Genomic DNA, 21,069 nt, shown 5'->3' with positions numbered 1-21,069 from the left:
ATCGGGTACACCCGCAGGACAATGGACTCCATGATGGAGCCATGCGGGACGATGTGGAACCGGTCGTGGGCGAACGAGCCGATCCGGGGAGCCGACGCGCCGGCGCCGTGACCGTCGGAGCGGACCTGGTCGACTTCCGCGGCGGCCGCTTCCACGGAGACGTCGTCGCGAAGAAGGTGGAGCACCACCACTACACGGCACCGGCCACCGACGCTCTGCAGTCGCTTCCCGCGGCCGCCCGGGGGTTCGTCGGGCGCCACGACGAATTGCACGCGTTGCTCCAGAGCCTGGACCCCGCGGCTTCGAGCCACGGCACCGTGGTCATCTCCGCGGTCGCCGGACTCGGTGGCGTCGGCAAGACGGCACTGGCCGTACGGGCCGCGCACATCGCGAAGGACCGGGGACTGTTCCCGGCCGGAGTCGTCTTCCTCGACCTCCATGGATACGACGAGACTCCCGTCACGCCGGGAGAGGCGTTGGAGCAACTGCTCACGGCCTTCGGCGTCCCGGGCGAGCACATGCCCGCAAGCGCCGACGCACGTGCCGGTCTGTACCGTTCCGTCCTGACGGAGATCGCCGAGGACCGGGGCGCCCTGCTGATCGTCGCGGACAACGCCTCGCGCCCGTCGCAGGTACGGCCCCTGCTGCCCGGGCATCCGCGGCACCGGGTCCTGGTCACCTCCCGCGACACCCTCTCCCAGCTCGGCGCCCAGCTGCTCCATCTCGGCGTACTGCCCGCACAGGTCGCGGTGGAGGCCCTGAACACGGCTCTGCGCACGGCGGATCCCCGTGACTCCCGTGTCGACCGGGAGGAGAACGAGGCACAGCGGTTGAGCGCCCTGTGCGGACACCTGCCCCTCGCGCTGCACATCGCCGCCGCCCTCCTCGTCAACGACCCGGGCAAACCGGTGGCCGAACTCGCGGACGAACTCGCCGACGCGGCGACCCGCATCGACCAACTCGACGACGGAGAACGGGCCATCAGGGCGGCCTTCGACATGTCGTACCGGCGACTGGACGACGGATCCGCGCGCCTGTTCCGGCTGCTCGCCCTGGCCCCGGGCCCCGAGGTCGGCATGGAAGCCCTCACGGCACTCGGCGGTTCCACACCCGCACCGCGTGCCCTCGACACCCTGGTCAGGGCCCACTTGATCGAACCTGGCCTCAGCCGCGGCCGCTGGCGCATGCACGACCTCGTACGCGTCTACGGCATGGCGAAGACACGGGAGAACGCCGAGTTCACAGACGAGGGGCAGGCAGCACGTGCGCGGCTGCTCGACCAGTACCACGAGCGCGTCCTCGACAGCCACGTCTACCTCAAACCGATGTCCGGGCACACTCGGGACGGAGGCTTCCGCGACCGGGAACAGGCACTGCGGTGGCTCGACACGGAACGCGTCGGACTCGTCGCCGCCGCCCAGTGGGCCGCCGATCCCGCACTTGCCGAGCCCGGAGTGCGCTTCGCCCTGAGCCTGTGCCACTACCTGGGCTGGCGAAATCACTTCGCCGACGCCGCAGTCGTGTACCGGCACGTGCTGGACGGCGCACGCCTGCTGCAGGATCCGTACTACGAGGGAATGGCCCACGACAACCTCGGCATCGCCCTGCGTCACCTGCGGCTCCTCGACGAGGCCATGGCGGCGCACCGGCGCGCCCTGGAGCTGTTCGCGGAACTGGACTCCCCTCTCGGTCAGGGCAGGGCCTGGTACAACCTGGGCAGCGCGCTCCAAGAAGCCCACCACCATGACCAGGCGCTGGAGGCGTTCGAGGAAGCCGACGGGCTCTTGAACGAGTCGGGAGCGCAGTACACCGCGGCCCTGGCCCAGAACGGACGGGCCACCGTCCACCTCAAGACCGGGCATTTCCACAAGGCACTTGACTGTCTGAACCCTGCCCGCGATCTGTTCAGGTCCATCGGGGACATGTACCTCGAAGCCGTCACCACCAACAACCTCGGGCGTGCGAGGAGGGGACTCGGGCACCTGGACGAGTCACGTCTGGACCATGCCCGCGCCATGGAACTCTTCCAGGCCGTGGGCCACGACCAACGCGCGGCCATCGCCCGGAACGACCACGCACTGACCCTCCGCGCCATGGGCAGGCTGCAGCAGGCCCTTGTGGAGCATGCCGAGGCACTGCGGGCCGTGCGCGAGCAACGAGCGCAGTACCGTGAGGCGATCATCCTCAACGACCTCGGGGTGACCCTCCGCCGGGCGGGGCGCCACGAGGAAGCCGCCGAGTGCCATCGGAGCGCCTTGACGCTGCACCGCGATGTCTTCTCGGATCCCCATGGGCAAGCCCGGTCACTCGACCTGTATGCCGTCGCGGCACTGGCCCTGGGCCGGTCCGACGACGCGCTGCGTGCCTGGGGGGATGCGGTCCGGCTGTACCGGGAGGCCGACGCGGAGGACGCGGCGCAGGCCGCGCTGCGACGCATCGAGGGCGCCGGCCGCGACGCGCGCGGCCCCCGGAGCCAGGAAGCCGCACATGGTTGAGCTGGCCCGGACGGCAACCGTCGTGTACCTCCAACCCGTGACACTGTGCAACCTCGACTGCTCGTACTGCTACCTCCCCCAACGCGCGGTGCACAGACGCATGTCCGTGGACGTGGCCGATGCCGTGGCGCGAACGGTGGAGTCATGGTCCGACCTGCACCCCGTGCGCGTGGTGTGGCACGGGGGAGAACCACTCGCACTCGGTCTCGGGGGATTCACGGAACTGCTCGGCCGCTTCACCGAGCGCCGGCACCGCGGCGGACATGCCGTGCAGACCAACGCCACGCTCATCGACGAGGCCTGGTGCGAGCTGTTCCTCCGGCACCGGATCAATGTGACGGTCAGCCTGGACGGCCCACGACGCCTTAACCGTGCCCGCCTCACGCGGGGCGGAGGGGAGAGCTTCGACGCCGCTCTTCGCGGCATCGCCCTGCTGCGCGGACATCGGATCCCGTTCGGGGCCATCGCGGTGGTCGAGGAGCCGGATCCGCAGCTCGCCATCGAGGTGTACGACTGGTTCGCGCAGCTGGGGTGCCAGGTGCTCGGCATCAACATCGTGGAACGCAAGGGCACACGCACCGCGGCCACGGTCGACGACGACCGTGTCACCGCCTTCTGGGCCGCCCTGGCAGCCGGGTGGAGAGACGACGACCGGCGGCTGCGCATAAGGGAGTTCGACCACGCCGTCCGCTATCTGGCCGCGGTGCGCACGGATCAGCTGGCGCAACGAACCGCGGCAGCCTACGACCCCATGCCGATGATCGGGTGGGACGGCGAGGTGACGGTACTGGGTCCGGACCTGACAGGGTGTGACTCCCCACGCCTCGGGGCGCTGAGCGTGGGGAACGTCGGCGAGACCGAACTCGCGGAACTGGTACGGCGAGCCTCGGAGGCGACGTGGGTGGCGGAGGCGCTACGCGGCTTCGCCGAATGCCGCCGTGCCTGCGATCACTTCGCCTACTGCCTCGGCGGCCAGCCGTCGAACAAATACTTCGAGACCGGCCGATTCGACGTCACGGAAACCGTGTACTGCCGCAACAGCAGGAAGCGACTCATGGAGGGGCTGATCCACAGTGACCGACAAGCCTGAGGCCGGCGAGGATCTTCCCGCCCGCGCCGATGTCCTGGTCTCCGCCGACATCGCCGATTGGGCCGACGGGACGGACTATTCCTCCTACCGTCGGCGCCCGTGTCGGCCACGGGCCGATGCCCAGGAGGCTCCGAAAGCTCCAGAGGCGGTTCCTGAGGCCGACGCGGACAACACTGCCGAAGGAGAAGGACAAGATGACGAGGAGGCGGTCACCGACGCGCCTCCCGGCACCTGACCAGTCAGCGAGCGGCGAGCAGTTCCAGCGTGTCGATCACGCGGTTCGAGAAACCCCACTCGTTGTCGTACCAGGCGACCACCTTGACATGGCGGCCGTCGACGCGGGTGAGGGCCGAGTCGAAGATCGACGAGGCCGGGTTGCCCGTGATGTCGGAGGAGACGAGGGCGTCGTCCGAGTACTCCAGGACGCCGGCGAGCGGCCCCTCCGCCGCGGCGCGGTACGCCGCCAGCACGTCGTCGCGCGTCACGTCGCGGGCGACGGTCGTGTTGAGCTCGACGATCGAGCCCACCGGAACCGGCACACGGATCGAGTCGCCCGACAGCTTGCCGTCGAGGTTCGGCAGCACGAGGCCGATCGCCTTGGCGGCGCCCGTCGTGGTCGGCACGATGTTCACGGCGGCGGCGCGGGCGCGGCGGGCGTCGCGGTGCGGACCGTCCTGCAGGTTCTGCTCCTGCGTGTAGGCGTGCACCGTCGTCATGAAGCCGTGCTCGATGCCCGCGAGTTCGTCGAGCACCGCGGCCAGCGGCGCGAGCGCGTTGGTCGTGCACGAGGCGTTGGAGACGATCGTGTGCAGGTCCGGGTCGTACGCGTCGGTGTTGACCCCGTACGCGAGCGTGACATCGGCGCCGTCCGACGGCGCACTGACGAGCACCTTCTTCGCGCCCGCGTCGAGGTGGGCGCGGGCGGCCTTGGCCGACGTGAAGCGGCCGGTCGCCTCCAGCACGATGTCCACGCCGAGTTCGGCCCACGGCAGCTGCGCCGGTTCGCGCTCGGCGAGCACCGTGATACGACGGCCGTCCACGACGAGGACGTTGCCGTCGACGGACACCGGGCGGCCGAGCCGGCCGGCCGTCGTGTCGTAGGCGAGCAGCCGCGCGAGGGTGGCGGGCTCCGTGAGGTCGTTGACGGCGACGATCTCCAGGCCGCTGTCGCGCTCCAGCAGCGCGCGCAGCACATTGCGTCCGATGCGGCCGAATCCATTGATGGCGATGCGAGTCATAAGTGGCGTCCCTTCGGTTCGACACCAGCGTCGTGTGCGCCAGTTGCCGGTGACAGCGGCGCGATCGCCATGGTTCAAAAGGATCGCGCCACGCGGCGCCACGCGGCGGCGTGCTGTTCGCCGCGGCACTCGCCGTGCTACTCGCCGCGGGTGAAGGTGCGCCGGTACTCGCTCGGGGTGGTGCCGAGGATGCGCTGGAAGTGCAGCCGCAGATTCGCACCGGTGCCCAGTCCGACATCGGTGGCGATCTGCTCGACGCCGCGCTCAGAGCGCTCCAGCAGCTCACGGGCCATGTCGATGCGGGCGCGCATGACCCACTGCATCGGCGTGTATCCGGTGTCCTCGGCGAAGCGGCGCGAGAAGGTACGGGGCGAGACGGCCGCGTGCCGGGCGAGCACCGTGAGGGTGAGGGGCTCGTCCAGCCGGTGCAGTGCCCACTCGCGGGTGGCGGCGAACCGCTCGCCCAGCGGCTCGGGCACGCTGCGCGGCACATACTGCGCCTGACCGCCGCTGCGGTAGGGGGCCGCGACCAGCCGCCGGGCCGCGTGGTTCGACGCGGCCACCCCGCGGTCGCCGCGCAGAATGTGCAGGCACAGGTCGATGCCCGAGGCGGCGCCGGCCGACGTCAGCACGCTGCCCTCGTCGACGAACAGCACGTTCTCGTCCACCCGGACCAGCGGATGCTTCGCCGCGAGTGCCCGCGCGTAGTGCCAGTGCGTGGTGGCCCGCTTGCCGTCGAGCAGACCCGTGGCGGCCAGCGCGAAGGCACCCGTCGAGATGGCGGCGAGCCGCGCGCCCCGGTCGTGGGCGGCGATCAGTGCGTCGACCACGGCCTGTGGCGGATCGTCCCGGTCCGGAAACCGGTAGCCGGGAATGAAGACGATGTCCGCCCACGCGAGCGCGTCGAGGCCGTGGGCGACGTGGTACGACAGGCCGTCACCGCCGGTCACCAGGCCGGGTGCGGCGCCGCACACCCGCACCTCGTACGGCATGCTCGCCCGGGTCGTGAACACCTGCGCGGGAATGCCGACGTCGAGCGGCTTCGCCCCTTCGAGCACGAGGACGGCGACGCGACGAAGCCGGGAGACTGGCACGGGGACAGGGTATGCGGGGCGACACAGGCGATGCGTGCCGGTCGGTGGTGGGAGGAAGCGTGGCGCGCGCGGCATGGTGGGTGTGTGATCGTGCTCGCTGTCGTCTGCGCTGTGATGGGGGCCGCCAGCAATGCGGTGGGAACGGCGTTCCAGCGGAAGGCCGCCTCATCGGTGTCCCGGGGCGGCGGCTTTCGTCTGCTGGCCGCCCTCGTACGGCGCCCTGCCTGGGTGATCGGTATCGCCGGCGTCATGGGCGCCGCCCTGTTCCAGGCCCTGGCCCTGGTGAACGGGCCCATGGCCCTGGTCCAGCCGCTCTTCATCCTGGAGCTGCCGTTCGCCCTGCTGGTGGCCGCTCCGCTGATGCACCGCAGGCTGCCCGCGAAAGGCTGGTGGGCGGTCGGGGCAGTGGTGACCGGACTGGCCCTGGTCCTGGCCGCGGCTGCGCCGGCGGGCACGCGGAACCAGGCGGCCATGGTGCGCTGGGTGCCGGTGCTGGCGCTGCTGCTGGGAGCGATGGCGGCGGCCGTCGTCCTGGCCCGACCGGCACGCTCGCCGCTCTTTCGCGCGGCCTCCCTCGCCACGGCCGCCGCGATCGGCAACGCCCTGACCGCCGCACTCATGAAGTCGGCCACGGGGCGGCTTGCCGACGCCGGTCTCCCCGCGTTCCTCGCCACCTGGCAGACGTACGGCTTCGCCCTCGTCGGCATCTGTGCGGTCCTGCTCCTGGAGAACTCCCTGCAAGCCGGTTCACTGGCCGCCTCGCAGCCCGCGCTGACCATCGGAGACGCGACGATGAGCCTCGTCCTGGGCGTGATCCTCTTCAATGAGCACATCCGCACGGGCTGGTGGATTCTGCCGGAGGCAGCGGGCGCCCTGCTGATCGTGTGGGGCGTCGTCCGGCTCACCCGAGTGGTACCTCACCTCATCGAGCTCGCTCACTAGTGCTGGATTTGGCGTTCTTCTCTTCGTCAGCGGACTTTGAGTTGTCTGAGCAAAAGTTCAGACCCTGTGCCTGAAACTTTCGCGTAACAGAGTCTATCTTTGGCGCATTAGCGGCTATACGATCCGCGCTAGAACTCGGAGACCGAGCCAGTCGCTCACCAGCGATCCCGGTGGGCACTGATGCGCAGCTCGACGTAGTACACGCACCTGCCGCCAAGCCGTCCCCGTCCCGCTCGCACCGCTGCGATCGGTCACCTGTCCGCCTCTTTCTGAACATTCCGGCGCATACCCCCCGCACCCCTTCCCGGCCGGGCCGTCTTCGCACGACGGCCCGTTGGTCTGGCGTACCCCTGAGGAGGTTCCATGCGCATTGCCTTCCGCCGCCGCCTCACCGTGTTCGGCGCGCTGCTCGCACTCCTGGGCAGCATGCTGATCGGTTTGGCATCGGCGTCCGTCCCGGCCGCGGCGTCCCCACCGGACGCTGCGGCGCCGGAGAGCTCCGGCAATGAGTACAGAGTCCTGGTCTTCACGAAATCCACGGAGGCACACCCGTCGGTGACCAACGCCGGTGTGGACGCCATAAGACAGCTGGGCGATCAGCTCCGGTTCGCGGTTCAAGTGACCGACGACGCCCGCAAGTTCGACGTGGAGCACCTCAAGCAGTACCGCGCCGTCGTCTTCCTCAACACCAACGGCGACGTGCTCACCACCGCCCAGCAGGACGCCTTCGAGGCGTACTACCGCGCGGGCGGCGGCCTCGTCGCCATCGGCTCGGCGATCGAAGCCCAGCCCGACTGGAAATTCCTGTCCGACGTCCTCGGCACCCGGGCATCCGGCCGGACCGACGTGCAGCCCGGCACCATCAAGGTCGCGGACCGCGTCCACGAGGCGTCCAAGAACCTGCCGGAGTACTGGACCCGTTCCGACGCCTGGTACAACTTCAAGTCCAATGTGCGCGGCAAGAGCCATGTCCTTGCCACCGTCGTCGAGGACACCTTCAAGCAGCAGCCGTCGGGTGAGACGCTCACCGGCATCAAGGGCGGCACGATGGGGGCCGACCACCCGGTCACCTGGTGCAAGGACTTCGAGGGCGGCCGCTCCTTCTACACCGCGCTCGGCAACACCGCAGACAGCTTCCGCGAGGGCGACATGCGCTCGCACCTCGGTGGCGCGATCAAGTGGGCGGCCGGGCAGGCCGACCCGGTCTACTCCGACTGCGGCGCGACGGTGCTGTCCAACTACCAGCAGACGGCCGTAGCAGCCCCGCCGAACCTGGGCGAGCCGATCGGCTTCGACGTCCTTCCCGACGGCCGGACCCTTCAGACCGACCGCCGCGGCAGCGTCCGGCTGCACGACCCCGAGTCGAACAAGACCACCGTGCTGGCCCAGATCCCGGTCTACCAGAACAGCGAAGACGGCATGTACGGGCCGGGAATCGACAACGACTTCAAGACCAACCACTGGGTCTACCTCTACTACGCGCCTCCCACCGTGAAGGACGTGAAGCTGTCGACGGGTGAGGTCGTCACCCAGACGACTCCGACGGCGGACGCACCGACCACCGGGGCCTCACCGTCGGTCTGGGATCCCTGGGTCGGGTACTTCCAGCTCTCCCGCTTCAAGTTCGTCGACGCCGCCGGGGACACACCGGCGCACCTGGATGTCGGGTCCGAGCAGGAGATCATGCGGGTTCCGGTCAACCGCGGCGCCTGCTGCCACGTCGCGGGCGACATCGACTTCGACAAGCACAACAACCTGTGGATGGTCACCGGCGACGACACCCCGGCCGGCAGTGGCAACTCCGGGGGCTTCGCTCCCTTCAACGACATGATGACCACGAGCGGGCAGTACAACGCCCCGTTCGTCGACGCCCGCCGCTCGGCGCTGAACACCAATGACCTGCGCGGCAAGCTCCTGCGCATCACGGTCAAGGACGGCGACATCGCCGCCGGCGACCAGAACAAGTTCGGTGGCGCCTACACGGCCCCCTCGGGCAACCTCTTCCCGGTCGGCAAGGACAAGACCCGTCCGGAGATCTACGCGATGGGCTTCCGCAACCCGTTCCGGGTCCAGGTCGACGAGAACGACGTCGCCTACATCACCGACTACTCGCCCGACTCGCAGACCCCGCAGAACTTCCGCGGGCCGGCCGGTACCGGCCGAGTGGAGATCGTGCGCAAGCCGGCGAACTACGGCTGGCCGCTGTGCGTGAAGCAGGATCTGCCGTACTACCGCTGGAACTTCAACACCTCCACGCCGCTGGACAGTCCTGCGCAGCCGTTCGAGTGCGACAACCCCGAGCACGGCCCGCAGAACAACTCCCGGTGGAACCTCATCGGCGGACCCACCGTCGAGCCCGGCCTCGAGTACGTTCCGCCGATCACCAACCCGGACATCTGGTACTCGTACACACCCGAGAACCGGGCGGACAACCCGATCGGTACGCCGTGCCTCGCCTACTACAACGGCTCGGGTGCCACCAGCTGCCCGCGGCTGTTCCCCGAGCTGGGCACCGGCGGTGTCGGCCCGCAGGGCGCGGCCAAGTACCACTTCGACCCGGACAACCCGGATCAGACGAAGCTGCCGCCGTACTACGACAACGCGGTCTTCCTGGGCGAGTTCACCCGGGACACCCTCAAGGAGGTCCGCCTGGACTCGAAGGGCAGGGTGTTCAAGATCAACGACCTGCTCGACTGCGCCGGTCTGAACACCAAGCGGGTCCCGGACACGAACAAGCCGTTCGAGTGTGACAACCCGATGGACATGCAGTTCGACGGGAAGGGTCACTTCTACCTGCTCGGCTACGGCGACGGCTTCTTCAACAGCAACCCCGACGCCGGCCTGTACCGGTGGGACTACGTCAAGGGCAAGCGCGCACCGATCCCGGTGCTCGCGGCGACGCCGACGAACGGCTCCGCACCGCTGAACGTGCAGTTCTCCAGCGCTGGTTCACGGGATCCCGACGCGGGCGACTCGATCCGGTTCGAGTGGGACTTCAACGGTGACGGAACCGTCGACTCGATCGACCCCGACCCGAACCACACCTACACGACGCCGGGACAGTACACCGCGAAGCTGACGGTGCTCGACTCCAGCGGCAAGTCCGCCTCGGCGAACACGACCATCACGGTCGGCAACACCGCGCCCACCGTGACCGTCAACACGCCGGTCGACGGCGGCCTGTTCTCCTTCGGCGAGAGCATCCCGTTCTCGGTGACGGTCACCGATCCCGAGGACGGGACGATCGACTGCAGCAAGGTCGAGGTGACGTTCGTCCTCGGCCACGACACCCACGGCCACGCCGAGCAGAGCGCCCACGGCTGCACGGGTGTGCTGGCGACCGATGCCGACGATGTGTCCCACGGGGGCAACGTGTTCGGTGTCATCAGCGCCTCGTACACCGACAAGGGCGGAGCCGGCGGCGTTCCGGCGCTGACGACAGTCGCTCAGAACCAGATCCGGCAGAAGCGCCAGGAGGCCGAGGTCGCCCTGGAGGAGTCCGGTACCAACGTCGCCACGACGAACGACCCGGCCGGCGGCAGCCAGCACCGCGGCAGCCTCGGCAGCGGCGACTGGATCGGCCTGAACGGACCGTTCGACCTGCACAGCATCGACTCGCTGACCTTCCGGGTGGCGAGTACGTCGACCGCGGTGCCGGCGGGTAGCCCGATGGCCGCCGTCGAAGTCCGCCTCGACTCGGTGAGCGGGCCGGTTCTCACCACGGCCAACCTCACGTCGACCGGTGCCACGTCGGCCTGGGAGAGCCAGAAGTTCCCGATCACCGACCCGGGCGGCAAGCACAAGATCTACCTCGTGTTCCGGTCGGTCACGGGCGGCCAGACCGGCGCCAACCTGTTCAACCTCAACTGGGCCGAGTTCGGCGGACAAGGAGTGAGCGCTTCCTAGCACCACCCCGCGGCCGGGGGCGCCGCACGCTCACTGCGGTGCCCCCGGCCCTGATCCGGTACAGCCACTTCGAAAAGAGGGACCACGATGGCCTTCAACAGCAAGTTCAGCCGACGCCGGTTCATGGCCGGCACGGGCGCGGCGGTAGCCGCGGCGTTCAGCCCGATAGGCCCCGCATCCGTGTTCACCCCGGCCCAGGCGAGTGCGGCCAACGGGCGGCTCATCCCCGCCGGCAAGCTGGGCACGATCACCTACAGCCAGCGCGACGTGCCCACCCGGGTCGGCATCGCGGCGAGCAGAGCGAGCGGCGTCTCACCCACCATGGGCTACCTGGGCGGCCCCAACTTCCCGCAGGACCCCACCGACCTCGGCCCGCTGGTGCCGCTGCCCGGCGGCTGGGTGGAGCTGTTCGAGTTCCTGGCGAACTGCGGCTTCAAGCAGATCGAGTTCGCCGGCTACGGCCAGAACGCCGCGAACCCCGGCGGCGACGTGCCCAACCCCGCGCCCGGCGGCGTCACCACACCGCAGTCGCGGGCGGCGTACCTGGCGTACGCACGCACCCTGCGCGGCTTCCTCGACGCCTACGGCCTGGAGGCGATCGGCAACCACGGGTTCATCCCCAACACGTGGAACGGCCCGAACAGCGCCGGCGGCACCATGGCCGCACAGGACTACGAGCGGCTGCAGACCGAACTCGAGTTCGCGGCGATCCTGGGCACACCGTTCATGGGCACCGGCAGCGACCCGACGAACGCGGGCAACCGCAACATCGAGCCGTGGACCGTCGCCGGCGAGAAATGGGAGGCACTGAACACGATCAGCCAGCAGTGGGGCATCCATCTCTACACCCACAACCACTCGCCGGCGTACAACTTCCTGCAGGACGGCCCCATGGTCACCGTGACCCAGGACCGCGTGACCGGCAAGCCGATCGCGCCCACCCAGGTGCGGGGAGAGTCGGGCAAGCGCCTCATGCAGCACTACCTCGACGTCACCGACCCGGCCCTGTGCGTCATCGAGATGGACGTGTACTGGGCGCACGTCGCCCAGCACCAGTGGCGCTGGCGCTACGACTGGGAGGGCAACCGCGTCGAGGACATCTTCGACCCGGCCGCGCAGGTCGCCCAGCAGCCGCAGCGCTACCAGCTGTTCCACGCCAAGGACGGCGACGCCACCGGCGAGGCGCCCGGCGTCGGCAACGGCTACAACTTCATCCCGTTCGGCGACCCCCGCAGCGACATCGACTACACCACCTTCTACGGGGGCATCGGCGCCAAGGGGCACTACAACGCGAACTACGAGCAGGACAACGCCCCGGGCGGCAACTCGGACCCGGGCCAGTCCCTGCGGTTCTCCAGGATCAGTGCGGCGGGTATGGCGGCACTGCGCGGCTGACACCCGGCCGCTTCCCGTCCCGTGCCGCGGTGGCCGCCGCGGCACGGGCGGGGCGCTGGCCGCCGCGCCGCCCCGGACTTTTGCAAGAAAGAACAAAAGTTCCATGAGTAACTCTCAAAGGTATGGACCACTCTCGGCGAAAGTCATTATCGTGGAAGCCATGGCACAGCATGTTGCGCTGATATGAACGCGTCAGAGGTGACCCCGGTGCGAAGCCCACAACCGCTGCATGCCGAGCTGCTCCGGCTGCTACGCGATGAAGGCGCGTTGTCGCGTGCCGAGCTGGCCGACCGCCTTGAGGTACCCCGGCGGCGGCTGCTCGTCGAACTGGAGCGTCTGATCGCGGCGGGCTACGCCGCCGAGGCCGGGCCCGCCACGTCCAGAGGCGGTCGTCGGTCGACGCTCGTCGAACTGAACCCGGATCTGCGCTTCGCCTCCATCGACCTGGGCGCCACCTCGATCGACGTCGAGGTGACCAACGGCCGGCTGGAACAGGTCGCGGCGTACCAGGAGTCCGCCGACCTCCGCTCGGGGCCGAAGGCGATCCTCCACCGGGCCGACGAGTTGCTCGCAAAAGCCCGCACGGAGGGGGCGTACGAGCGGCTGACCGCGGTCGGCATCGGAGTGCCCGGCCCGGTGAGCTTCCGCGACGGTGTGCCGGTGTCGCCGCCGATCATGCCGGGCTGGGACCGGTTCCCCGTGCGCGAGTACCTCACCCGTAAGCACAGCTGCCCCGCGGTCGTCGACAACGACGTGAACATCATGGCGATCGGCGAGCGCTATGGCGGCGCCGCGCACTCGGTCGACGACTTCCTGTTCATCAAGATCGGAACCGGAGTCGGGTGCGGCATCTTCCAGGACGGAAACGTCTACCGCGGGACCGACGGCTGCGCCGGCGACATCGGGCACATCCAGGTCGACGCGCACGGGCCGGTCTGTTCCTGCGGCAACGTCGGCTGCCTCGAAGCTCTGTTCAGCGGCGCCGCACTCGCCCGCGAGGCGACCGCGGCGGCGCGCTCGCACAGGTCCCCGGCACTGGCCGAGCGGCTCGCCGCCTCCGACGCGGTCAGCGCGAAGGATGTGGCCGAAGGCGCGTCCGAGGGCGACGTGACGTGCATCCGGCTCATCCGCGACGGTGGGCACCACGTCGGCAGCGTACTTGCCGGCTTGGTCAGCTTCGCCAACCCCTCGATGATCGTGATCGGTGGCGGGCTCGCCCAGCTCGGACACATCCTGCTCGCCGAGATCCGCAGCGTTGTGTACCACCGGTCGCTGCCGCTCGCGACCAGGAACCTGCCCGTTGTGCTGTCCGAGCTGGGGCCGCGCGCCGGTGTGACCGGCGCCGCGGTGCTGGCCAGCGACCTCGCCTTCGAGCAGGCGTGAGTCGTGCCGGTCACCACTGAGCCGGTGATGGGGAGGGCGCCTGGGGCCCGTCAGTGCCTCAGCCGTCGCCGGGCTGCCGGCCCGGCATCCGTCGGCGCGCCCACCTCTCCGCCTGATCGGCCTGCGCCAGCAGCCGGGCCTCTCTCCGCGGACGCCATGTCAGGTCGGCGATGAACAGCGCCACCACCACCCAGGAGGACACGGCCTCCCCGGTCGAGCCATGGAAGGTGTCGTTCAGCGCGACGAACAGCGACACCACGGCAGCGAACAGCACCACCCACCGCACCCATCCACCGCGTTCCCGGGTCTGGCGCAGCCCGTCCGCATAGGCGACGACGGCGGGAGCCAGACGGGCGTCGCCGATGTCCTCACCGCGCCGGGTGGAGCGTACGACCGCCGCTCGCTCGGCCCGGCTCAGTTCCTCTGCGCCGGGCCAGGCCCGGCTTATGCGACGGGCCGTCATGGGGCCGTAGAACACGGCCAGTACGAGGAACACCACCGCGGCGATCGGCCAGGCGCCCGACTCGATGAGTGCGAACGCACCGGCGAAGAGGCCGGTGGGGACTCCGACGCTGAGCGCCCTGCCGACCGGCTTCCTCTCCCACACCCAGCCCGGAATCACCGCCATGGGCTCATGGTGGCAGCAGCGGGCGGGCAGGCGATCGGATCACCGCACCGGCGCGTCGGCGCGGAGTCCTGCCCCCGCCGGCACGGGACGAGCCGCCGCTCCTCTCACAAGGCCGTAGCGCGCAGCCGTGGCGGCACTGCCCACCACTGGTCCGGGCGGTCCACCACCACCGCCTCCGGGCCGGTTTCGAGGAACCGGGCAAGGCGGAGAAGGTACGCCGCGATGCCCGCCGCGCCCTGCATCCACGTCGTGCCCGGCGGCAGGAGCGGTGGGTCCTTGCGGTGTTCCAGGAAGCGCCAGCGGGCGCCCGCCTCGTCCCTGATCGCCCGCTCCACCAACGCGTCGCCCATCGTGCGCGCCGCCTGAAGGAGGGTTTCGGCTCGTGGCGTGCCCGCGCCGTCCTGTGCCGCGTCCAGCAGTACGTCCCCCACGCCCGCCGTTCCGCAGCAGCGGCCGTCGTTGTCCCAGAAGCCCGGCCGCAGGCGTTCCGGGACTCCCGAGGCGAGGATCGAGGTCAGGCAGCGCTGCCGGAGTTCGCCGACGTCGAGGCCCGCCACCTCGGCCACGCCCGCGTGCGACAGCGCCGAGAACAGATGGGAGGTGCCCGCCGGACCGTGGCACCAGGTGTACGTCACCGGCTCCACCTCCCGTTTCGACGGCGGGATCGTGTGCGGCACGATGAAGCCGCCGTCCTCCAACGAGCCTACGGACAGCACGTGTTGGGCTCCTCGCACCGCGGCCTCGATGAAGTCCTCCCGATGCAGCGCCGCACCGGCCACGGCCAGCGCGGCGGCCACTCCGGAGGTGCCGTGCGAGTAGTTCGGTGCCCGCGACACCGTGCCCGGCGCCATCCCCCAGTCCAGTCCCGCTTCCGTCCGGTCCGCCGTGCGCAGCAGCGCCTCACCGCCTGTTGTCGCGATGGCCTCCGCGAACTCACCGCCCGCCCAGACGGCGGTCATCACCACACCGGCGGACCCCATGATGATGTCGTTGAGGGGTGCGTCGGAACCCGGTTCGAATTCGAGGGTGGTCTTCCAGCCTTCGGGGGTGGCCAGGTCGGCCAGGCGCCGCAGCGGGATCGACTCCCTGCCCGGGGCGAGCAGCTTCAGCGCCATGGTTTCGCCTGCCAGGCCGTCGTACAGCGATGGTTCGGTTCTGCCCGCGGCCTCCTGCGACAGCCTGGTCACGATCCCCGCCGCCAGTGTCCGCTCGCCGTCGCTCCATGCCCTGTACTGCTCGATCTCCGCCAGCACCGGGGCGAGACCGGCAATCCCCGCGTACAGCGAGTCCCGGTCCTTCGGCGGTGCCGGCTCCTGGCCTTCCTCCGGTGCCGAATCGGACACCGTCTCCGGCAGCCAAGGGCCCTTGTCATCGAGGACCTGCTTCAACACCCATGACCAGGCAGCCTCTCCCAGCTCCTGGTACGCGTCGCTCGTCACCACCCGGACACGCTACAGGGGCCCGCTCCCGAAGGTCACCTGCACAAGGGTCGGCGAGATCCCGTCGAAGGGTGTCACGAACGCCCCTGGGGGCGAGCAGTCCCCGGGCCTAGCGTGGCGAGCGCGGCCGGCCGGCCTTGGCTCGACCACGAGCACGACCATGACCACGACCATGACCACGCCCCTCAGAGACAACTCACACCGAGTCGAAAGACATACACATGCACGTGCAGATCGTTCTGTTCGACGGGTTCGACCCGCTCGACGTGATCGCCCCCTACGAAGTCCTCCACGCCGGCGGGAGCGCCTCGGGCGGCGCGGTGACGGTGGAACTGGTCTCCGCCGAGGGCCCCCGGGAGGTGGTCAGCGGTACCGGAGGTCTGGCGCTGCGCGCCACCTCCGCCCTGGATCCGGACCGCCCCGGTCTGGTCCTGGTCCCCGGCGCCTCGGGCCGGGTCGGCGAGCCGGGTGAGACGCCCGACCAGGACGCCGGCGCGGAGTCACACGGGCAGCAGGACGAGTTCATCCCCGTGCTGCTGGGCCGCACGCTGACCACCGAACTGCCCCGACTGCTCAAGGCGGCCATCGACAACCCGCGGATCACCATGACGGCGGTCTGCGGCGGCTCCCTGGTGCTGGCGATGGCCGGTCTGATCGAGGGACGCAACGCCACGACCCACCACATGGGCATGGACATGCTGGATGCCACCGGCGTCCATGCCGTGCGCGCCCGGGTGGTCGACGACGGTGACCTGGTCACCGGAGCCGGCGTCACCTCGGGCCTGGACCTGGGCCTGTACCTGCTGGAGCGCGAGGTCGGCCCGCGGATCGCCCACGCGGTCGAGGAGCTGTTCGCCCATGAGCGCCGCGGCACCGTCTGGCGCACCCACGGCCCCGTCCCCACCGCCTTCTGATGTCCGATGTCCGCCACCCGCACCGAGACCGTGAGGAACCACCACCGCATGACCGTCGAAGGCACCTGGGACCTGACCATCGCCACCGCCATCGGGCGGATCAAGCCCGTCATCGAACTGCGCCGTGAAGCCGGGCGGCTGACCGGGACAGCTCACGGGGCCGGCGAGCAGGTCCCCCTCGTGGACATCGGCGTCGAGGGCCGGACGCTGACCTGGAAACAGTCCGTCACCCGGCCGATGCGCCTGAACCTGACGTTCACCGTGACCGTCGTCGGTGACACCCTGACGGGGACCTCGAAGGCCGGCCGCCTCCCCGCCTCCAAGGTCACCGGCCACCGCCGGACCGCGTCCGAGGCACCGGACCCTCGTTGACGGGGCCGGTCCGGTCGTACGGCGGCGCCTTGGCCGTCACATCGATGCGGCCGCCGTCACGATGGCCACCTTGTCCCATACGGATGCCTATGGTGGGGTGTGATCACCAGTGACACCGTCCGCCGTCGGCAGGGCCACCGGCCCGGGTACAAGGCCGCGGCCGGGGTCTTCGCCGTCGGCATGATCGGGACCACCCTGCCGACGCCGCTGTACGGGTTGTACCGGCAGCAGATCGGGTTCTCCGAGCTCACCGTCACCGTGGTGTTCGCCGTCTACGCGGTGGGTGTCATCACCGCTCTGCTGATCGCCGGTGGCTTCTCCGACGTGCTGGGGCGGCGTCCGGTGCTGCTGGGCGCGCTCGCCCTGGCCGCGCTCAGCGCGCTGTGCTTCCTGTCCGAGGGCGGACTGCCGCTGCTGTACGTGGGCCGGGTGCTGTCGGGCTTCTCGGCGGGGCTGCTCAGCGGAACGGGCACCGCGACCGTCCTCGATCTGGCACCGGCCGGGCGGCGTGCACGTGCCGCGCTGGCGGCGACCGCGGCCAACATGGGGGGCCTGGGACTTGGACCTCTCGTGTCCGGGTTCCTGGCCGAGTACGCGCCCTGGCCGCTCAAGCTGCCCTTCGTCGTGCATCTGGTGCTCGTGGCGGTCGCCGTCGCGGTCACCTGCCTCCTGCCCGAGACCGTGCACCACGCCGGGCCCCGGCCCCCGGTGCGGCCGCAGGGAATGACCGTCCCACCCGAGGTGCGCGGCGTGTTCGCGCCCTGCGCCCTGGCGGCGTTCGCGGGCTTTTCCCTGCTCGGCCTGTTCACGGCGGTGGCCCCGGCCTTCCTCGCCCAGACGCTCGGCGAACACAACCTGGCGGTGGTCGGTGCCGTCGTCTTCTGCGTGTTCGGTGCCTCTACCTGTGGCCAGGTGCTCATGGGTCGCGTCGGGGCGCGCAGGGCTCTGCCCTGGGGGTGCCTGGTGCTCGTCACGGGTCTTCTCGTCATCGCGGTCTCGTTGCTCGTGACGTCCTTCCCGGTGTTGCTGCTGGGCGCGGTGACCGGCGGCGTGGGGCAGGGCATGGCATTCCGCGCTGGCCTGACGGCGGTGAGTTCCGCGGCGCCCGAGGCGCAGCGGGGCGCCACCATCTCCGCGTTCTTCGTCGTCGCGTACGTGGGGATCTCCCTGCCGGTCGTCGGGGTGGGTGCCCTGACGGAGGCGCTGGGGGTGCGCAACGCCGGTCTGGTGTTCGCGGGGTGTGCCGTCGTGCTGGTTGCGGCAGTGGGCCTCCGGGTGAGGCGCCACCTGCCCCGAGACCTGTGAGGCGGGTGTGTGCGACGCTGGAGTTCTGATCATCACAGTCATCACAGCGACTCCGTGACCGGGAGTGGTGGGTACAGATGAGCTCCGGCTTCGCCGACGGTCCGCGGCCCGCGCCGGCTGCTCCCGGCAACGGGCCCGCCGTCTCCCGGCAGGAGTTCGACGCACTGTTCGAGGCGCTCCGTACGTGGGGGCGCTGGGCCACGGCCGACCCACCTCGCCACCTGTCCGGGGGTGAAGCTCCTCGCGTACGAGAACATCCCGATCGCGGACGCGAGCAGCCGCACACCCCGGGAGGTCTCCTCGCTCCTGTCCCGCTTCCCGGGCAAGTGGACCCACTCCGTCGCCATCAACGACCTGTACTTCGCGGACGCCGCCCCCGCCTTCCGCGCCGCCGGGAAGCAGGGCTCCGGCCCGCCCTTCAACATCGGCGCGGGCGACGGCGACCCGTCCGCCTTCCAGCGCATCGAAAGCGGGCAGTACCAGACCGCCACCGTCCCCGAGCCGCTGTCCCTGCAGGGCTGGCAGATCATCGACGAGTTCAACCGCGCCTACTCCGGCCGGCCCGCCAGCGGCTATGTCGCCCCCGTCCACCTGGCCACGGCCGCCAACAGCAGCGGCGCCACGACCTGGGACCCGGCGGGCTACCAGGAGGGCTACCGACGGATCTGGGGCCGGTGACCGCGCCGTCGGTGTGCCGGAACGCCGGTCGCCCGGCGCCCGAGGTGCGGCGGCGCTCAGCGGCCGTTCGACAAGAACCGCTCCCGGTCGACGACCGCCCTGTCGATCTCGCCCTCCGCGACCAACCTCCCCGAACCGTCGACGGCCCGCACCCGGAACGTGAGGCGCCGGCCCGCGGCGGCCGGAGGTTCGGCGAAGACATCCACGCACTCGCCGACCCGTGTGGCCCGCACATGCTCGACACGCAGCGCCGTACCCACCGTTGTCCGACCCGTCCCGACGAACGGCGCGGCGGCCCGCATCGTCGCCGCCTCCATCCACGCGATCAGCCGCGGAGTGGCCAGTACGGGCACGTCCCCACTGCCCATGGCCACCGCGGTGTCGGCCTCGGTCACCTCATGGCGCACCGCCTCACGCTAACTCGCCATGGCGGCGGCGGCATCCAGCCGCTGGGACTACCGTGGTGGTCCGTGAGGACCTGGTTGCCCCTGGACGCCGTACCCCGCCTCGTCGGCGCGGTCGTCTTCGGAGCCGTCGTGGGCGCGGCCGTCGGACTGCCGATCGATCCGGTGCTGGGGGTCCTCGCGGGCATCGCCGCAACAGGGCTGATCTTCGTCCTGGCAGGCTGGCTGGTGCTGTGGCCGATGGACGCGACCGACACCCACCGCAATGCCCGGCGCGAGGACTTCCGGCCCCTCGCCGAGGAATCCGTGATCGTCGCGGTGGCCCTGTGCGGACTGATCGCCATCGTGCTGATGCTCGTGCGCAGCCGGTCCGAGACCGGCCACGCCGCAGCCGCGACCGCGCTCGGCGGCGTCTTCATGGCATGGGCCGCGCTGCATCTGATGTACGCCACGCGTTATGCCGCCGTGTACTACGAGACGGCCGGCGGGATCGACTTCAACTCGGACCGCCCACCCGCGTACCGGGACTTCTTCTACTTCAGCTACAACCTCGGCATGACGTACCAGGTGTCCGACAACAACGTGTCGAGTTCGGCCATCCGTGCGATCGTGCTGCGGCACACCCTGATCTCGTACGTCTTCGGCACCAGCATCCTCGCCACCGCCATCAACCTCGTGGTGGGAATCGTCAGTGGGTGAGGGCGTACGCGCGCCGACTCACCCGAGTCGCAGCAGGATGGAAAACGAACAGCATGAAGTGCGGGACATTTCGTTCCGACGACGACAGGTTTCCTTCGCACCCCGTGAGGAGGCGGGCTCGTGCTTGAGTTGCAGCCCGTGATCGTTCCGCCTGCCCAAGCCGCCCTGTTCCTCGTGGCCACCATCACGCCCGGCCGCGAGGAGACCGTCCGGGACCTGCTGGAGGATGTCTCGGGCCTGTGCCGCTCGGTCGCCTTCCGCGCGCCCGACGACGAACTCAGCTGCGTCGTCGGCATCGGATCGGGGGCCTGGGACCGGCTGTTCAGCGGGCCGCGCCCACGGGAGCTGCACCCGTTCGTGGAACTGGCCGGTGAGCGCCACCGGGCCCCGGCAACGCCGGGAGACCTGCTGTTCCATGTGCGCGGCCGCCGTACGGACCTCTGTTTCGAACTGGCCCGGCTGATCGCGGAGCGGCTGAGCGGTGCGGTCACGGTGGTCGACGAAGTGCATGGCTTCAAGTACTTCGACGAGCGCGACCTGCTCGGCTTCGTCGACGGCAGCGAGAACCCCGGCGGCCGGGTCGCGGCCGATGCCGCGCTCATCGGCGACGAGGACCCCGACTTCAGGGGTGGCAGCTATGTGATCGTGCAGAAGTACCTGCACGACATGACCGCGTGGAACGCCCTGTCGACGGAGGCGCAGGACAAGGTCATCGGACGGACCAAGCTGACCAACGTCGAACTGCCCGACGACATCAAGCCCGCCGACTCGCACGTGGCGCTCAACACCATCACCGACGAGGACGGCAACGAGCGCAAGATCATTCGCGAGAACATGCCGTTCGGCAGCATCGCAGAGGGTGAGTTCGGCACGTACTTCATCGGCTATGCCCGTACGCCCGACGTGACCGAAGAGATGCTCAGGCACATGTTCCTCGGCGACGGCGGAGCCAAGTACGACCGCATCCTCGACTACTCGACCGCGGTCACCGGATGCCTGTTCCACGTGCCCACGGTCACCTTCCTCGACGACCTTCCCGCGGCTCCCGTCACGGAACCCGCGGAGGTGGTCGGGTGACCTGCGCCGA

At 70.0% G+C, this 21,069-nt stretch carries 17 protein-coding genes and 1 pseudogene; 13 read left to right on the top strand and 5 right to left on the bottom strand.

What is annotated here, in order from left to right; all coding sequences use genetic code 11:
- Positions 1 to 41: 41 nt before the first annotated feature.
- Genes AB0I54_RS22185 through AB0I54_RS22175 form a run of 3 tightly spaced genes read left to right on the top strand, consistent with a single transcriptional unit; the run spans position 42 to position 3,820 of the window.
- Positions 42 to 2,495 (top strand): tetratricopeptide repeat protein, encoded by a 2,454-nt coding sequence (locus tag AB0I54_RS22185; RefSeq protein ID WP_363297800.1) that lies wholly within the window; start codon positions 42 to 44, stop codon positions 2,493 to 2,495.
- Positions 2,488 to 3,585: a cyclophane-forming radical SAM peptide maturase AmcB gene (gene amcB, locus AB0I54_RS22180; protein ID WP_363297799.1), complete on the top strand. Its 1,098-nt coding sequence runs from the start codon at positions 2,488 to 2,490 to the stop codon at positions 3,583 to 3,585. Before AB0I54_RS22185 ends, amcB begins: the two co-directional genes overlap by 8 nt.
- Entirely contained in the window at positions 3,569 to 3,820 is a 252-nt protein-coding gene (locus AB0I54_RS22175) for a hypothetical protein (protein ID WP_363297798.1), read from the top strand. The genes amcB and AB0I54_RS22175 overlap by 17 nt, the downstream gene beginning before the upstream one ends.
- A gap of 4 nt (positions 3,821 to 3,824) precedes the next feature.
- On the opposite strand, the gene gap is transcribed toward AB0I54_RS22175, so the two are convergent.
- A complete protein-coding gene (gap, locus tag AB0I54_RS22170; RefSeq protein WP_363297797.1) occupies positions 3,825 to 4,823 on the bottom strand; it encodes a type I glyceraldehyde-3-phosphate dehydrogenase in 999 nt (332 codons plus the stop codon).
- 137 nt (positions 4,824 to 4,960) lie between these two features.
- Positions 4,961 to 5,917: a helix-turn-helix domain-containing protein gene (locus AB0I54_RS22165; protein WP_363297796.1), complete on the bottom strand. Its 957-nt coding sequence runs from the start codon at positions 5,915 to 5,917 to the stop codon at positions 4,961 to 4,963.
- A gap of 84 nt (positions 5,918 to 6,001) precedes the next feature.
- Between AB0I54_RS22165 and AB0I54_RS22160 the strand changes: the two genes are divergently transcribed.
- From AB0I54_RS22160 to AB0I54_RS22145, 4 genes are all read left to right on the top strand, one after another.
- Positions 6,002 to 6,859: a DMT family transporter gene (locus tag AB0I54_RS22160; RefSeq protein ID WP_363297795.1), complete on the top strand. Its 858-nt coding sequence runs from the start codon at positions 6,002 to 6,004 to the stop codon at positions 6,857 to 6,859.
- A 363-nt stretch (positions 6,860 to 7,222) separates the two neighbouring features.
- Positions 7,223 to 10,765: a ThuA domain-containing protein gene (locus AB0I54_RS22155; RefSeq protein WP_363297794.1), complete on the top strand. Its 3,543-nt coding sequence runs from the start codon at positions 7,223 to 7,225 to the stop codon at positions 10,763 to 10,765.
- Positions 10,766 to 10,852: 87 nt separating this feature from the next.
- Entirely contained in the window at positions 10,853 to 12,160 is a 1,308-nt protein-coding gene (locus tag AB0I54_RS22150) for a hypothetical protein (protein ID WP_363297793.1), read from the top strand.
- A 207-nt stretch (positions 12,161 to 12,367) separates the two neighbouring features.
- A complete protein-coding gene (locus AB0I54_RS22145) occupies positions 12,368 to 13,543 on the top strand; it encodes an ROK family transcriptional regulator (protein ID WP_363297792.1) in 1,176 nt (391 codons plus the stop codon).
- A gap of 58 nt (positions 13,544 to 13,601) precedes the next feature.
- Here AB0I54_RS22145 and AB0I54_RS22140 read toward each other — a convergent pair whose 3' ends face one another.
- Both AB0I54_RS22140 and AB0I54_RS22135 read right to left on the bottom strand, forming a co-directional pair.
- On the bottom strand, positions 13,602 to 14,171 hold the full coding sequence (locus AB0I54_RS22140) for a hypothetical protein (RefSeq protein ID WP_363297791.1): 570 nt from the start codon (positions 14,169 to 14,171) through the stop codon (positions 13,602 to 13,604).
- Between the two features lie 104 nt (positions 14,172 to 14,275).
- The gene (locus AB0I54_RS22135) at positions 14,276 to 15,613 is read right to left on the bottom strand and encodes a lanthionine synthetase LanC family protein (protein ID WP_363297790.1); all 1,338 of its coding nucleotides are present in this window, start codon (positions 15,611 to 15,613) and stop codon (positions 14,276 to 14,278) included.
- 218 nt (positions 15,614 to 15,831) lie between these two features.
- Here AB0I54_RS22135 and AB0I54_RS22130 point away from each other — a divergent pair, with 218 nt between their 5' ends.
- The 4 genes and pseudogenes from AB0I54_RS22130 to AB0I54_RS22115 form a co-directional block, all read left to right on the top strand.
- Complete coding sequence (locus AB0I54_RS22130) at positions 15,832 to 16,524, top strand: DJ-1/PfpI family protein (RefSeq protein WP_363297789.1); 693 nt, start codon at positions 15,832 to 15,834, stop codon at positions 16,522 to 16,524.
- Between the two features lie 48 nt (positions 16,525 to 16,572).
- Positions 16,573 to 16,896, top strand: a complete 324-nt coding sequence (locus tag AB0I54_RS22125; RefSeq protein WP_363297788.1) for a hypothetical protein — start codon at positions 16,573 to 16,575, stop codon at positions 16,894 to 16,896.
- A gap of 99 nt (positions 16,897 to 16,995) precedes the next feature.
- A complete protein-coding gene (locus AB0I54_RS22120) occupies positions 16,996 to 18,201 on the top strand; it encodes an MFS transporter (protein WP_363297787.1) in 1,206 nt (401 codons plus the stop codon).
- A gap of 213 nt (positions 18,202 to 18,414) precedes the next feature.
- Positions 18,415 to 18,879, top strand: a pseudogene (locus tag AB0I54_RS22115) (sugar ABC transporter substrate-binding protein); the annotation flags it as partial.
- Positions 18,880 to 18,935: 56 nt separating this feature from the next.
- Here AB0I54_RS22115 and AB0I54_RS22110 read toward each other — a convergent pair.
- The gene (locus AB0I54_RS22110; RefSeq protein ID WP_363297786.1) at positions 18,936 to 19,286 is read right to left on the bottom strand and encodes a hotdog domain-containing protein; all 351 of its coding nucleotides are present in this window, start codon (positions 19,284 to 19,286) and stop codon (positions 18,936 to 18,938) included.
- 63 nt (positions 19,287 to 19,349) lie between these two features.
- Between AB0I54_RS22110 and AB0I54_RS22105 the strand changes: the two genes are divergently transcribed.
- Together AB0I54_RS22105 and AB0I54_RS22100 are read left to right on the top strand one after the other, a co-directional pair.
- Positions 19,350 to 19,982 (top strand): DUF1345 domain-containing protein, encoded by a 633-nt coding sequence (locus AB0I54_RS22105; protein WP_363297784.1) that lies wholly within the window; start codon positions 19,350 to 19,352, stop codon positions 19,980 to 19,982.
- Positions 19,983 to 20,102: 120 nt separating this feature from the next.
- The gene (locus tag AB0I54_RS22100) at positions 20,103 to 21,059 is read left to right on the top strand and encodes a Dyp-type peroxidase (protein ID WP_363297783.1); all 957 of its coding nucleotides are present in this window, start codon (positions 20,103 to 20,105) and stop codon (positions 21,057 to 21,059) included.
- Positions 21,060 to 21,069: the final 10 nt, after the last annotated feature.

This window comes from Streptomyces sp. NPDC050625, from assembly GCF_040654755.1.
Lineage (GTDB): Bacteria > Actinomycetota > Actinomycetes > Streptomycetales > Streptomycetaceae > Streptomyces.
The sequence above is the reverse complement of the archived record's forward strand: the minus strand, read 5'-3'. Positions and strand labels throughout refer to the sequence as shown.

Excerpts from the sequence above, each read along its gene's own strand:
- AB0I54_RS22125 (WP_363297788.1), top strand. The coding sequence starts at position 16,573 with ATGACCGTCGAAGGCACCTGGGACCTGACCATCGCCACCGCCATCGGG.
- amcB (WP_363297799.1), top strand. The coding sequence starts at position 2,488 with ATGGTTGAGCTGGCCCGGACGGCAACCGTCGTGTACCTCCAACCCGTG.
- AB0I54_RS22140 (WP_363297791.1), bottom strand. The coding sequence starts at position 14,171 with ATGGCGGTGATTCCGGGCTGGGTGTGGGAGAGGAAGCCGGTCGGCAGG.
- AB0I54_RS22185 (WP_363297800.1), top strand. The coding sequence starts at position 42 with ATGCGGGACGATGTGGAACCGGTCGTGGGCGAACGAGCCGATCCGGGG.
- gap (WP_363297797.1), bottom strand. The coding sequence starts at position 4,823 with ATGACTCGCATCGCCATCAATGGATTCGGCCGCATCGGACGCAATGTG.
- AB0I54_RS22155 (WP_363297794.1), top strand. The coding sequence starts at position 7,223 with ATGCGCATTGCCTTCCGCCGCCGCCTCACCGTGTTCGGCGCGCTGCTC.
- AB0I54_RS22150 (WP_363297793.1), top strand. The coding sequence starts at position 10,853 with ATGGCCTTCAACAGCAAGTTCAGCCGACGCCGGTTCATGGCCGGCACG.
- AB0I54_RS22130 (WP_363297789.1), top strand. The coding sequence starts at position 15,832 with ATGCACGTGCAGATCGTTCTGTTCGACGGGTTCGACCCGCTCGACGTG.